11 protein-coding genes are annotated in these 13,567 nt (G+C 63.2%); 8 read left to right on the top strand and 3 right to left on the bottom strand.

Translation table 11 applies throughout. The annotated features are described in order from the left end of the window. The first annotated feature begins 21 nt into the window (after positions 1-21). The 7 genes from E8E75_RS18265 to E8E75_RS18235 all read left to right on the top strand — a co-directional run bounded on the left by E8E75_RS18265 (position 22) and on the right by E8E75_RS18235 (position 8,953). A complete protein-coding gene (locus tag E8E75_RS18265) occupies positions 22-942 on the top strand; it encodes a VOC family protein (RefSeq protein WP_280359575.1) in 921 nt (306 codons plus the stop codon). Positions 943-1,031: 89 nt separating this feature from the next. Beyond that, positions 1,032-2,660 (top strand): bifunctional 3-(3-hydroxy-phenyl)propionate/3-hydroxycinnamic acid hydroxylase, encoded by a 1,629-nt coding sequence (locus E8E75_RS18260; RefSeq protein WP_280359574.1) that lies wholly within the window; start codon positions 1,032-1,034, stop codon positions 2,658-2,660. A 76-nt stretch (positions 2,661-2,736) separates the two neighbouring features. After that, entirely contained in the window at positions 2,737-4,092 is a 1,356-nt protein-coding gene (locus E8E75_RS18255; RefSeq protein ID WP_280359573.1) for an outer membrane beta-barrel protein, read from the top strand. A gap of 15 nt (positions 4,093-4,107) precedes the next feature. Then, the gene (locus tag E8E75_RS18250) at positions 4,108-5,346 is read left to right on the top strand and encodes an MFS transporter (protein WP_280359572.1); all 1,239 of its coding nucleotides are present in this window, start codon (positions 4,108-4,110) and stop codon (positions 5,344-5,346) included. A gap of 214 nt (positions 5,347-5,560) precedes the next feature. Further along, on the top strand, positions 5,561-7,189 hold the full coding sequence (locus E8E75_RS18245; RefSeq protein WP_280359571.1) for a methyl-accepting chemotaxis protein: 1,629 nt from the start codon (positions 5,561-5,563) through the stop codon (positions 7,187-7,189). A gap of 121 nt (positions 7,190-7,310) precedes the next feature. Continuing rightward, complete coding sequence (locus tag E8E75_RS18240) at positions 7,311-8,183, top strand: zinc-binding alcohol dehydrogenase family protein (protein WP_280359570.1); 873 nt, start codon at positions 7,311-7,313, stop codon at positions 8,181-8,183. Next, complete coding sequence (locus E8E75_RS18235; protein ID WP_280359569.1) at positions 8,180-8,953, top strand: ATP-binding cassette domain-containing protein; 774 nt, start codon at positions 8,180-8,182, stop codon at positions 8,951-8,953. Before E8E75_RS18240 ends, E8E75_RS18235 begins: the two co-directional genes overlap by 4 nt. 358 nt (positions 8,954-9,311) lie before the next feature. Here E8E75_RS18235 and E8E75_RS18230 read toward each other — a convergent pair whose 3' ends face one another. Beyond that, positions 9,312-10,688 (bottom strand): hypothetical protein, encoded by a 1,377-nt coding sequence (locus E8E75_RS18230; protein ID WP_280359568.1) that lies wholly within the window; start codon positions 10,686-10,688, stop codon positions 9,312-9,314. 229 nt (positions 10,689-10,917) lie between these two features. Between E8E75_RS18230 and E8E75_RS18225 the strand changes: the two genes are divergently transcribed. Next, positions 10,918-11,061 (top strand): hypothetical protein, encoded by a 144-nt coding sequence (locus tag E8E75_RS18225; RefSeq protein ID WP_280359566.1) that lies wholly within the window; start codon positions 10,918-10,920, stop codon positions 11,059-11,061. 186 nt (positions 11,062-11,247) lie between these two features. Here E8E75_RS18225 and E8E75_RS18220 read toward each other — a convergent pair whose 3' ends face one another. Together E8E75_RS18220 and E8E75_RS18215 are read right to left on the bottom strand one after the other, a co-directional pair. After that, positions 11,248-12,054, bottom strand: a complete 807-nt coding sequence (locus tag E8E75_RS18220) for a lytic transglycosylase domain-containing protein (RefSeq protein ID WP_280359564.1) — start codon at positions 12,052-12,054, stop codon at positions 11,248-11,250. Positions 12,055-12,879: 825 nt separating this feature from the next. Further along, positions 12,880-13,542, bottom strand: a complete 663-nt coding sequence (locus E8E75_RS18215; protein WP_280359563.1) for a hypothetical protein — start codon at positions 13,540-13,542, stop codon at positions 12,880-12,882. Positions 13,543-13,567 lie beyond the last annotated feature (25 nt).

The following is a 13,567-nucleotide window of genomic DNA, read 5'->3' as shown; positions in this document are numbered from 1 at the left end:
AACAAGATTGAGGAGGCGATCATGAACATCACGACCCGTGGCGTACATTCGATCGATCACTATGCGCTGTTCGTGCCCTCGCTCGACGATGCGCGACGTTTTTTCAGTTGCTTCGGCCTCGAGGTCGAACCGCTTGGCGATGGCCTTCAATTGTGTGCCGCCGACGGTCACCCGTGGGCACGCATGCTACCCGGCGAGCGCAAGTCGCTCGCTTATCTGAGCTTCAATTGCTTCGAGCAGGATTTCACCGTCCTTCGACATCAGGCAGAGGATGCGGGTGCGCGCTTCGAGGTGGGCGACGGAGTCGGTTTCTGGTTCCGCGACCCTGACGGCAACCTGGTGCAGGTCAAGGTCGGCGCCAAGTTCATGCCCGATGGTCGGGCCCAGACGGCTACCACTGCCAAGGGCCTGCGTGGCGCCGGCACCCGTGACGCAGTCCCTCAGGTGCGGCCACGGCGCCTATCTCACGTTCTGCTGTTCAGTCCCGACGTCCCGCGTGCGGTGGCTTTCTACGAGCAGGCGCTGGGGCTCAAGCTCTCCGACCACTCCCAGGACATCATCGCGTTCACCCATGCCCGGCATGGCTGTGACCACCATCTGGTGGCGTTCTGCAAGAGCAGCGCGAGAGGTTTCCACCATGCCGCCTGGGAGGTCGACAGTGTCGACCAGGTCGGCAATGGCGCCGAGCAGATGGCCAACGAGGGATACCGCGAGGGGTGGGGGACCGGGCGCCATTGCCTGGGGTCGAACTACTTCCACTACGTGCGTGATCCGTGGGGCTCTTTTTGCGAGTACTCCGCGGACATGGACTTCATCGATGCCGGCACTGACTGGCCCGCGGGTGATTTCCCGCCGGAGAACTCCCTGTACCTCTGGGGCCCCGGCGTTCCCGACTACTTCATCGTCAACACCGAGGCCGCTGAAGCGCCGGTCAAGTCCTAGCGCTCCTTCGCACCGATCCAAGTACGAAACGCCTGCGCCTCGCGCAGGCTGACGGGGATCGGCTGGTCTATCGAAACATGAGGTTCAGCATGAATAACAACAAGATTCTCGACGTTGCAATCGTAGGCTACGGCCCCGTGGGCCAGACTCTGGCCATCCTGCTTGGGCGCATGGGCTACCAAGTGGCCGTCTACGAGCGCTGGCAATCGCTCTACCCGCTGCCGCGAGCGGTATTCCACGACCATGAGATCCGTCGTGTGTTCCGCATGATGGGTCTGGAGGAAGCACTTCAGCCTATCTCGCAACCATCGGCTTGCTATCAGTGGTTTAACGCCGATTGGAAGGTCCTGGTGGAGATTGACTGGTCCGCCGAGTCCATCAGTGACGGCCCCTTCGGCTACCTGTTCAACCAGCCTGCGCTGGAAGCCATCCTCGACTCGAAGGCGAAGTCCCTCGGCAGCGTCGCGGTCCACCAGGGCTACGAGGTGCTGGGCATCTCTCAGGTCGCCGATTACGCCGAGTTGCAGGTGCGCGGCACTCCGCGTGACGGTGAGAGCGACGTTGGCGAACTGGAGCGGGTACGCGCCCGTTTCGTGATCGGTGCCGACGGCGCCAACAGCATCGTGCGCCGCGAACTGGGCATCGACTGGCAGGACCTGGGCTTCCAGGAAGATTGGCTCGTGGTCGACCTTCAGCCCAATCCCGGCGTGGAGCTCGACGTGCCGGATATTGGCCAGTGGTGCAATCCGGCGCGTCCGACCACCATGGTGCCCGGCGGGCCAGGGTATCGTCGCTGGGAGTTCATGCGCCTACCCAACGAGACCCTGGAAGAACTGCAGGACCTGGACAAGGTCTGGGAATTGCTGTCGCCGTGGGTCACCCCGGACACCGCCACGCTCATACGTCATGCGGTCTACCAGTTCCGTTCGCGTATCGCCGAGACCTGGCGCAAGGGGAGGGTGCTGCTGGCCGGTGATGCCGCGCACCTGATGCCACCGTTCATGGGGCAGGGCATGTGCTCGGGCATCCGTGATGCCTGGAACCTGTCCTGGCGACTCGACCTGGTGCTGCGGGGCATCTGCCGCGACGACCTGCTGGATGGCTATACCCCGGAGCGCAAACCGCAGATACGGGCGGTGATCGATGCCTCGGTGGAGATGGGCAAGGTGGTCTGCGTGTCCGATCCGCAGAAGGCCGCCGAACGCGATGCAGCCTTCCTCTCTGGCCGGGTACCACCGCTGCCGCCGTTCCCAGGCCTGGTGGATGGCCTGGTACACAAGGCCCGCAATGGTCTGCCGGCCGGACCGGCGGGAACCCTCAGTGTGCATGGCCGCATCGAGCTCGAAGGCCGGGAGATGCGTTTCGACGATGCCTTTGGCCGTGGTTTCCACCTGATCAGCATCGGCGATGATCCATTGCACGCCCTGGACAACGAGCAACGCAGCTTCCTCGATCGCCTCGGGGTTCGCAGTGTCCGCCTTTCGGAAAATGGTGCGCCGGGTACCTGCTGTGACCAATCAGGGAAGTACCACCGGTTCATGCGTGCCGCTGGACTGCAAGCCGTGTTGGTACGGCCCGACTTCTACATCTATGGCGGCGTCGGCCACCTCAGTGAGATGTCGGGGCTGGTCAATGATCTGCGCCGCGGACTCGGGCTCGCCGAAGGCGATGCAAGTGGCACGTCATCGGCAGTCCACGCCATGGCTGGCAGCATCTAAGCGTTCCATCCGTGTGGGGCGCACCCGCTGCGCCCCACGACTCCTGCTCTAGAACAACAACAAAAGAGAAAGTCCCATGCGCAACATCAAGGTGAAAACGCTTGGTGCGGTTCTGGCCGCCCTGGCGATTGTCGAAGTTCACGCCGCCGAAGCGGTAACTCCTGGTGAAGGCTCCCTGTTCAAGGGTCTGTTCGGCGACACGCTGGAACAGGGATACGGCATCAAGGTCTCGGGCCTGCTGGACATGGCCTGGTCCCGCAACAACCGTTCGACCTCCGATGAGCGCGAAGATGGCCAGAGCAACCTGCCAATCACCGGCATGTCCGACGAAGGCATCGAATTCGGTAGCCTGCATCTGTTCGTCGACAAACCGCTGAAGGCCCATTTCGTGCCTCGTGTCACCCCGCTGCCCGGGCCCAAACCCGAGCAGGCCGACTTCGGTTTCACCTTCGAGACCAACTACGGCCGTAATGCCCAGTACGCCAGGACCTACGGCTGGGACATGGGCTGGAACATGAACGAGCAGGACGCGGCCAAGGCTCGACGCGACAAGGACCGATTCCTCGCGATTCCCAACATGGCCGCTACGGCCTACCTTCCCTACGGTCCGGGATTCACGGTCATGGCTGGGGTGTTCGGGTCATCCATCGGCTACGAGATTCCGCCCAACGTGCGCGCTGCACGCAACCCGTTGCCGAGCAAACCCTACGCGTTCGTTTCCGGTCCCGGCACCGTCGTCGGGGCGTTGTTCGGTACCCGGTTGATGAACGACGAGCAAGGCATTCTCGGCGTCGAGTTGGGCCCGGTCCAGGGCTGGGAGAACATGCGCGACAACAACGACAGCAAGTCGCTGATGGGCGCACTGCGCTGGCGTACGCCGGACATGAACACCTGGCTCGACCTGGAATTCATCGTCGGCAATGAGCAGAACGACAGTTTCAGCGACGTACAGGCACCGACGTCGCGGGTGATTTCCGAGAGCGACCAGTTCAAGCAGCACTACTCGCTGAACGGCTGGCACAAGTTCGATGACCGGTGGTCCCTGGGCGCCGAGGTCGTGTACGGCCACCAGGAGGGCGATGGCAAGCGCTCCACCATTGACGTGGTCAGTGGTCCCGGCTTCGACGGTGCCCGCTGGTGGGGTATCAACTCCACCGTGACCTACAAGATTCGCCCTGACCTCGCGTTCTCGGTGCGCGGCGAACACTTCAGCGATCCGGATGGCTTCGTCCAGTTTCCCACCACCTTCGGCGCACGTGGCGATTACAACGCGCTGACCGCTGGCCTCCGATATGACTTCAACGGCCACCTCTCCATTCGCCCCGAGCTTCGTTACGACTGGTTCGATGCCCGCGAGCACGACCGCCCTTACGGCAACGGCCGCGACCGTGACCGCCTGGGTGTGATGGTCGAAACGCTCTTCTACTTCTGACGCGGAAGGTCCGACATGAACAACGACAAGAACTGGAACACCCGTTACGAGTATCTGGCCGTGGCGATGCTCGCCCTGGGCTTCGGCCTGGTCGGTCTCGATCGATTCATCATCCTGCCGCTGTTCCCGGCGATGATGGCCGACCTGAAACTCGATTATCAGGACCTGGGCAATATCTCGGCCGTGCTGGCCATCGCCTGGGGCATCTCCTCGGTGCTGATGGGGCGGCTATCCGACCGTGTCGGCAGGCGCAAGATCCTGATCCCGTCGGTGCTGCTGTTCTCTCTGCTCGCAGGCGTCTCGGGGCTGGCTACCGGCGTGGGTGCGTTGCTGCTGATCCGTGCGGTCATGGGTATCTCCGAGGGAGCGTTCACACCCACGGCCATCGCCGCGACGGCAGAGTCCTCGCACCCTTCCCGGCGGGGGTTGAACACCGGCATCCAGCAGGCGTTTTTCCCGATCCTGGGCCTGGGGCTGGCGCCAATTGTCGCCACCCAGCTGTTGCTGGTGGTGCCGTCGTGGCGCTGGGTGTTCGTGATCGTTTCGTTGCCGGGGTTCATCCTCGCCTGGTTCATGTGGCGCAAGCTGCGCGAGACAAGGACTCCCGCTGCAAGCTCGTCCGAGCCAGCCGGAAGCTGGAAGGAGGCGCTGCGTCACCGCAACGTGGCGCTCAATATCGCCGGCATGTTCTGCATGCTCACCAGCCTGTTCGTGCTCAGCGTGATGATGCCGAACTACCTCACCGACTACCTGAAGCTGGACATGCAGCAGATGGGTTTTGTGATGTCGGCGATCGGCCTTGGCGGCTTCCTCGGCCAGCTGATACTGCCGGGCCTGTCCGACCGTCTCGGGCGCAAGCCGGTGGTCGTCGCTTCCTTCCTGGCCACCGGTCTGTCCATCTGGTTGCTGATGCACACCGGGGCCGAGCCCCTGAAGCTGTTCGCCCTTCTGTTCGCGACCACCTTCTTCAACTTCAGCATGATCTGCATGACCGTCGGCCCGCTGACTGGCGAGTCCGTCCCGGCGCCTCTGGTGTCCACCGCTACCGGCCTGGTGGTGGGGATCGGCGAGGTCTTCGGCGGCGGCGTAGCGCCGGCCCTAGCGGGCTACATCGCCCAGCACCACGGTATCCAGAACACTCTCTACCTCGCCCTTGGCGGTGTCGCCCTTGGCCTGGTAGTAGCGGCCTTCCTGCGCGAGACCGCGCCGGTAAGGCTGCGCAACCGGCAGGCGCCTGCTGTGGAGGTGCCCTGAAGCCATTCACTCCCCTGGTCCCGGGGGAGCGACAGGAAGTCGGAATCGGCGTGGCGACCCACCACGTTGCGTCATGCGCGGGATGCGCATGCCATGGCCCGGCGCCACGAACGCTGGACCATGACTTAATCCACTAGCGCCAAAAGGCACGCGGGTCCCGGTCATGAGCCGGGGCCCGCTTGTCTTTCCTGGATCGTCCACAGAGGTGAGGCAGATGTCGTGGTTACGAAATATCAGGCTGGGACTACGTTCGGCCATCAGCTTCGGCCTGATCGGACTGATCGTGTTGCTGCTCGGGTCGTTCGCCCTGGAGCGTATCGAGCGGATGAACCGACAGGCGCTTGCTATCAACGAACATTGGGTGCCCGCCCTTTTACGTCTGAACGAGCTCAATGAGGTGATGCAACGCGCCGGCATCATGACCTTTCGAATGGTCGTGCTGCGCGAAGGGCAGGCTTTGAACGGCAATCGCCAAGCGCTGGAGGAGGCGCTGTCAGAGTCCCGGCGTTTACAGGACCGTTTTCTTCCGGTGGGGGCCAGTGATGCGGAACGACAGATGTTCGAGCGATATCTTCGCGCTCTTGAGCCCTTCAACCAAGAGCGGCTGAAAGTCATCCAGCTTGCGTCGCAAGGGCAACGTGAGGATGCCATCGCTGCCCTCAATGGCCCCATCGATGACCTTGCACTGCGGTTCGCCAAAGCCTCCGGCGAATTGGCGACTTTCTACGAGCAGGGATACCAGGAAACCGCCTTACGCGCACAAACTGCCCGGCGCAGCGCCCTGGTGGGGATCATTGCCTCGATGGGAGTGGCGGTGTTGGCGACCTTCCTACTCGCCTACCTGTATAGCCGCAGCATCGTGAATCCGCTGGCCCAGGCAGTGGAGCTGGCGGAGTCGGTTGCCGGTGGCAATCTGTCCCATGCACTCAGTGTTTATGGTCGAGATGAGCCGGCTCTGATGTTGCGTGCCCTGTTGCGTATGCAGTCGGTCCTGCGCCAGACCTTGCAGTCCATAGTCGCTTCAGCGGAGCAACTCGCTACAGCGGCGCATCAACTGCAGACGGTGACCCAGAGCGCTTCCCATGGATTGCATGAGCAGAATGGTGAGATCGAGCAAGCGGCCGCCGCGGTGAATGAGATGACAGTGGCGGTGGACCATGTGGCCCAGAATGCCGCGCAGACCGCCGACGCGTCGCGGGATGCCGATCAGGTTGGCCGCAGCGGGCACGCCCAGGTTGTGGAGACGCTGGATTCGATTGCCAGTCTCAGTGCGGACGTCGACGAATCGTCCCGGCATGTGGACGCCTTGGCCAGGCAGGTGGGCGGGATATCGCGAGTTCTGGATGTGATCCGGACCATCGCCGAGCAGACCAACCTGCTGGCCTTGAATGCTGCCATTGAGGCCGCCCGAGCCGGCGAGGCGGGTCGCGGCTTCGCGGTCGTGGCCGACGAGGTTCGGGCCCTGGCCTATCGCACGCAGCAGTCGACGGGCGAAATCGAACAGATGGTAGTTGCCGTGCGGCAGGTTAGTGGCTTGGCAGTGGGGTCAATGAAAAGCAGTTCAGAGCGTGCGCGAATCACACTCGAGTTCGCGAATCGGTCCGGCCGAGCGCTGGAGCAAATTGCCGGTGCAATCGCCACCATCAATGAGAGGAACCTCGTCATCGCCAGTGCGGCCGAGCAGCAGGCCCAGGTAGCGCGTGAAGTGGATCGAGCCCTGGTTTGCATCCGCGACCTTTCCCTGCGCACAGCCACGGGGGCTGGCCAGGTCGACGTCGCGGGCAGAGAGTTGGGGCGCTTGGCGGGGCAGTTAAACCAGTTGGTGGCAGGATTTCGGATCTGAAAACATGAGTTTCGCGGAGAACAAGATGAAAGCAGCAGTCGTCGGGGATTTTCAGTGTCCCCCTCAATACACTGATTTTCGGGTACCGGACTGCGCCCAAGGGGAAGTCCTGGTGCAGGTGATGGCCAGTGCCGTCAGCCAGCTTACGCGGGCCCAGGCATCCGGAAGGCACTACAGCAGCGGCAAACCGCCCCTGGTACCTGGAGTGGATGGCGTGGGCCTGCTGCCCGATGGTCGCCGGGTGTACTTCGCCTTTCCGCGCATGCCCTTCGGCGCCATGGCCCAGCTCACGGTAGTGGACGCGAGCCATTGCGTGGAAGTGCCGGACGACGTCGACAACGTCACGGCGGCGGCCATCGCCAACCCGGGCATGTCGTCCTGGCTGGCGCTTGTCGAGAGGGCACAACTGCGGCCCGGTGAAACGGTGCTGATCAATGGCGCGGCCGGCGCCTCCGGTCGCCTCGCCATCGGCATAGCCAAATACCTCGGGGCCGGCAAGGTCATCGCCACCGCGCGTAATACCGGCAGCTTCGATCTGTTGCGCGAATTGGGCGCGGATGTACTGATCCCCCTGGATCTGCCCGAGACAGGCCTGCGTGCGGCGTTCCGCAAGGCCATCCATGAGCATCTGGCTGGCGTTGTGCTCGACTATCTCTGGGGGCCATCGGCGGAGACCTTCCTGCACGTGGCGGGCGAGTACACCCCGGGCGTGCTCCAGCCGCGCATCCGCTACGTACAGATCGGTTCGATTGCCGGCAATGACATCCGGCTGCCCGGCGCTCTGCTGCGCAGCTCGGGCCTGGAGCTGTTGAGCAGCGGCCTCGGCAGCGGCTCCCCGCAGGCCATCGTGGCGGCGGCCGGCCAGGTGTTTCGGGCCATCGGCGGGGCAGGGCTGTCCATCGAGACGACCTGTTTCAACCTCGCCGATGTCGAAGCGACCTGGAGCCATGCTACAAATGCGCGCCTGGTATTCCGGGTGGAGGGGAATGAATGATCGAGCTGGTCAACGTGAGCGCCTGCCAGCAGCAACTGCGGGTGATCGATCGCCTGTCGCTGAGCATTGGGGCAGGAGAGCGGGTCGCCATCCTCGGGCCGAATGGTGCTGGCAAGAGCACGCTGCTGAAACTCTTCAGTCGGGAGATCTATCCCATCGATGAGCCGGGCAGCTCGCTGACACTCTTCGGCAAGCGGAACTTCAACCTCTGGGAGCTCCGCAGCCTGATCGGTTTCGTCTCCCAGGACCTGCAGGAAGACTACACGCCCTACACCTCGGCCCTGGACGTGGTGGTTTCCGGTTTCTTCGGCGCCATCGGCACTCATGATCACCTGCAGCCGACGCCCGAACAGCTCGAGATCGGGCGGGCGATGCTCGATGCTGTGGAAATGACCGGCCTGGAGTCGCGGATGTTCCAGCGCCTGTCGACCGGTCAGAAGCGCCGCCTGCTCTTGGCTCGCGCCTTGGTCCACCGCCCGGAGGCGCTGATCCTCGATGAGCCGGCCAACGGCCTGGACATGGGGGCGGGCCTGACCTTGCTGTCCTTGTTGCGGCGCTTTTGCGGCGAGGGCCACGCGCTGATCATCACCACCCACCACATCGACGAGATCATTCCCGAAGTCGACCGGGTCGTGCTGATCGACGAGGGACGCATCGTGGCCGATGGCCCCAAGCCCGCAGTACTGACCAGCGAGCGGCTGTCCGAGCTCTACCAGGTGAACCTGAAGGTGACCGAGCAGGACGGCTGGTACCGCTGTTGGCACGGGTAGAACCGGGTCAGGTACCGCGCGACACGCCCGCTTAGTCCGGACTTCACTTACCGCGAATCACCGCTCTTGGCTCGGCAACGGCTGACGAGATCGGGATTGAAACGCTGCAGGCGCGGCTGGACGAAGAGCGGACGCTGTCTCAAAGCATTTACATTGGCGACCTGATGTTTGGCACTTGGGCGCAAAAACCGTAAGTCTTGCAGCCCCTCGGTGTGAACTTTTTACCAGGCACCCGTGCGAGCAGTAGCCGCCAGCCAGAGACTGCACTTGGCTGGGAGCTGCCGGTCATGAGTGCCTGCTTCCGGCCAGAAACGGACGATTAGAGCAGGGAAAATAACCTGTCCCCTTTTCGGACCCGTTACGGCAGCGTGAGCCATATGAGTGCCGACTCGAAACCTCCGCTGTAGGTCGTGCTGCCGGCCGGTACGGACGCCCCGTGTGGCGGCGTCGAACCCACGCCTCCCGGATCTACGAGCGCTCCTGCAGGGGTCGCGACGGTGAATTTCGGCGCGGACAGTTTCAGCGATGCGTCCAGCAGCGAATACGGCGGGCTCTGGCTTGTCGTCGCCGCAAGCCGCACCGTGTTGTCGGCCGAAGCCGCGACCCCGCCGCCGGTCTCGAAGCCAGTGCCACCCCAGGTTGCCGCGGCCACCACCTTCTTGCCCGTCGATTCCAGGCGCGCGACGAATGCATCCTGGAATCCGACGCCCAACGTCGTCGACGTTCCGGCAAGAAGAACCGAGCCGTCGGGCGCCACTGCTACGCCTTCACCGGTGTCGCCGTCCTTGGTGCAGCATTCCTTGCCGAACAACAAGCTGCCGTCGGACCCGATCTTCAGGACCAGCGCATTGATGCCGATGATGCCGCCGCCCTTCGCCGCCTGGATGGCGCCAGCCGTGTATATGGATCCATCCGCTGCAGCGGCCATTCCGCCGCGCGCATCCACGATCTCGCCTGCCCCGTACGTCCGTGCCCAGAGCAGGGCGCCCGCTGGCGTCAGCTTCAACACCATCACGTCGAACTGGGCAAGATTGTTTCCCCGCAGTTTCGAGCCGGCCGCGTAGACACTGCCGTCCGGCGAGACGGCCATCGCCTCGAAGCCGGCGGCATCGTCCCAGTACCGTTGCCAGACAAGAGTGCCCGCCGAATTGAACTTCAGGACGAATACTCCCGCGAAGCTCGGGCTGAAGCTGGTTGTCCGGCCCGCGACGTAGACGGAGCCGTCGCTGTGCGTCGCCACCGCGCGGGCGCCATCGGACTGGGCACCGCCCCAAGCCCGCACCCAGAGCAGGGTGCCGTTCGGATCGAATTTCAGCAACACGGCGTCTCCGCCACCGTCTGCGGTGATGCCGGCCACGTAAACTGAACCGTCGGCAGCGACCGCCACTGACGTATCCGTTACCCCGACGATAGTCGGGCCGTCCCAGATTCGCTGCCAGACGACCGCTCCATTCAAGAGCTTGACGATGAACATCCGCGTCGCGGGCTGGCCGAACTGGTCCAAGGCAAAGCTATCCGTCGAGCCGACGAGGTACGCGCTGCCGTCGGCGGCCGTAGCGACATCGGTTGCGACTTCGGCGCCAGTCCCGCCCCATGTCGTCTCGGTGAGCAAGACCTGCCCGTGCGCCGGCCTTTCTGCAAGTGCCAGCAGGGCCAGAACCAAGCATGCAAACAGCACCTTTCCGACCGAGATTCCACTCCGATGTACTGGTGAGGGATTGCAGATATGCGTCATGACGTTTCTCCTGTTTGGAGAGGACAAGACTCGGACGGCGCTGATGGGATATAGCCGAACCGCTCGAAGCGTGTCGTCGGCCACCATCTTCACGCCGCGACAGCGCAGTACTAGCGGCACGAAGATTTTCAAGTGGTAACCTTTAAATCTAGAACAACCTGCAAAACTTTCCACCTCGGTATGTACAGCTGTCCGGCCTTTTGGGGCCGGAGAATCTGAGGTGTTATCGATGGGCATCATTGCCGAAATCCGGCGGCGGCACCTGGTCAGTGGCGAAACCATTAGCGCTATTGCCCGCAGCCTTGAGCTCCCTCGACCTACCGAGCGTAAGCAACTGCGCACCACTGCTGAGCCGCTGTATTCACGCCAGTAAAGCCCTTGCTGACAACCGGGGGTCGATAACTACCGGCGAGCGTGGAAGTTTGGTTGAGCCATTCCCCGCCCGGCGTATTGATCGAGCGCGGAACCTGATTGATTGCGCAAGGCGGACAACGCGCCAGCGCTATCCGCCGTGGAGGGGCCGGCGTATGACCTATTCCGGGTTATGCGCCCTACGGTACTAGCGATGGTTGCGATACCGTTCGGCCAAGGACTGCACGAGGGTGACGTAGGATTGCGTCTCGGCGTAGGGAGGCACCCCGTTGTACTCGACCACGGACGCTTCGCCGGCGTTGTAACCTGCCAACGCCAGCACCTGGTTGCCGTTGAAGCGCTTGAGCAGCCAGGCCAGGTAGCGCACGCCGCCACGAATGTTCTGTCGCGCGTCGAACGGATCGTCCACGGCGAAGCGCTCGGCGGTGGCGGGCATCAACTGCATCAACCCCAGGGCGCCGGCTTCGGAAATGGCGTTGGGGCGAAACGCCGATTCGGCATGTATCACTGCGCGGACCAGCGCCCTGTCGACACCGTAATGACCCGAAGCGGCTTCGATCTCTCGCCGATAGGAACGGGTGTCCAGGCGCAGTGAGGCGACCTTGAAATCCTTCGGTGCCATGCACAGATAGCAGCCCTTGATGTAATAGAGCTCAAGAACATCGACCCGAGCAGAGATCCCCACGGGGCGCCGGCTCACATACTGACGAATACCCTTGTGGACGAAGGTGTACACCCGAATCCGCACCGCGCCTGAGTTGTCGGCCCGCACAAGCTTTGGCTGGGCCATTGCCTTGGCGCCGACAGCGGCGCCCGTCATGCCATCCAGGCGAGTGCAGCGGGCGCTGGCGATGGCTTGGCTGGTGTAGCTGATGGTTCCGTCCCTGGCTTGGCACTTGAACGTGGCGCTGGCGCACAGCGGAGCGGCCAGCAAGGCCAGCTCGATGCAGCCAAGAAGGCTCTTGCGAGCCCATCGCCATGCTCTGGAACTCATCACATCGCTCCGCGCCGCGCCGCAGGCGCCGATCAGGCTTGGGGGGCCTGGCCCCGGGCAGCCGTGAAATACCAATTGGGACTGTCGTTGCAGGCGGCAGCCCCAAGCGAGCTTTGCGCACGCACACCGTGCTCCTGACCCCAGGATTTCCCAGGCGCTGCCTCTGGAGGGCCTATCCTGAGTGACCCACCGTTTGTTCTAGTAGTTATAACCCTTGCAACCGGCCTTGGAGCCTGCTTTGACGTACGGGCTGTCGGCGCTCCCGCGTGGCGCAGGACTGATTGCTCGCACGACGCGTCGTTCCGGCTTGCCAGGGCCGGGCGCAAGTCTGATCCGCGGGTAGCCGAGCCGGGGCGGAACTGGCCCAGGTAGTCGACGGCAAAGTTGTCATCGTGGTTCTCCCAGGCCGGACTCATCCGAGAATGAGGTACACCCTGCGCACCGGAGTGATGTTTTCCCAGGTTCCCTTAACCCCCGCCGCCACCCGAACGAATCCTTCGGCCCGAAGGTCTTCGCCACGCCGTCCGCATCGGTCAGGCAGTGCCTTCGAGGATGTGGCACAGCTCGTCGTAGTCGCACTCGTAGCTCGGTCTACGCAATGACCGAAACACGGCTGCTTCCTGCTAAGACCCAGCGGTTCATCGAGTTCATACGCGACCATCTCAACAGCGCGTAATGCCTGACACCTGCAGGGCCAGAAAACCAATCAGCCCACAATTGCATCAATAAACGGCGCCTTCCTAGCCAGATACTCACCAATCCCCTCGCGATTGCTCGCCTCCAATGCGTTGTCGATAGCCCGGCTCCTGGCGCCAGGCAGAGCCATCACCCACCCAGCGCAATGATCGCGAATATCAGCGCCGTGCCAACGAGCGCCAACACCGCGCCCGTGGCCCACGGGTTGCCGCCGGAATAGCGGGCCAGCAGCCAACCTGAAAGAAACAGCATCGCCAGCGACACCAGGTTGGAGGCTCGAATCGCCGGTCCGGTCTGGTCGATCAACAGAAAAGGTATGACCAGGGGGAACGTCGCCAGTACGACCAGCAGAAAGGTGCCCAGTGCCCCGGCGAAATCTTGCAGGTCCAACCGCGCGCGAACGGGTTGATCCGCGTTGGCAAGCAGGCGCAAACGCAACAACTCCAGTCCGTCCGGACCTGCCGCTTCGCCAATGCGCTGTGGCAAGGCGTCGGCAATCAGCTCCTGACCTTTGGCCGGATTTGCATCGCTTTGAAGACGGAAGAGCAATGTGCGGCTGCGGGTGCGTTCGGTCCAGGTCCGCAGCAGGTAGATGACGGCATCGGCCAGGCCCCAGGCGAGGTTGCAGCCGAGAGCCGCGATCAGCATGGTTCTGGCTTCTTCACGGCCTGCCGTGGCAACGCTCAGCGATCCGATGAAGGTCATTGCCATCAGCAGCCCGAATATCACTTCGGTGATGCGGTCGACGGGTTCGAGTATTCGCTGCCGGGTGCCTCTTTCCTTGTTTTCCATCGCATACCCTCGCTCTATCAGCTTC

Source organism: Pseudomonas sp. BN606, from assembly GCF_029873115.1.
Lineage (GTDB): Bacteria > Pseudomonadota > Gammaproteobacteria > Pseudomonadales > Pseudomonadaceae > Metapseudomonas.
Note: the sequence above shows the minus strand (reverse complement) of the source record. Positions and strands in the feature narration are given on the sequence as shown.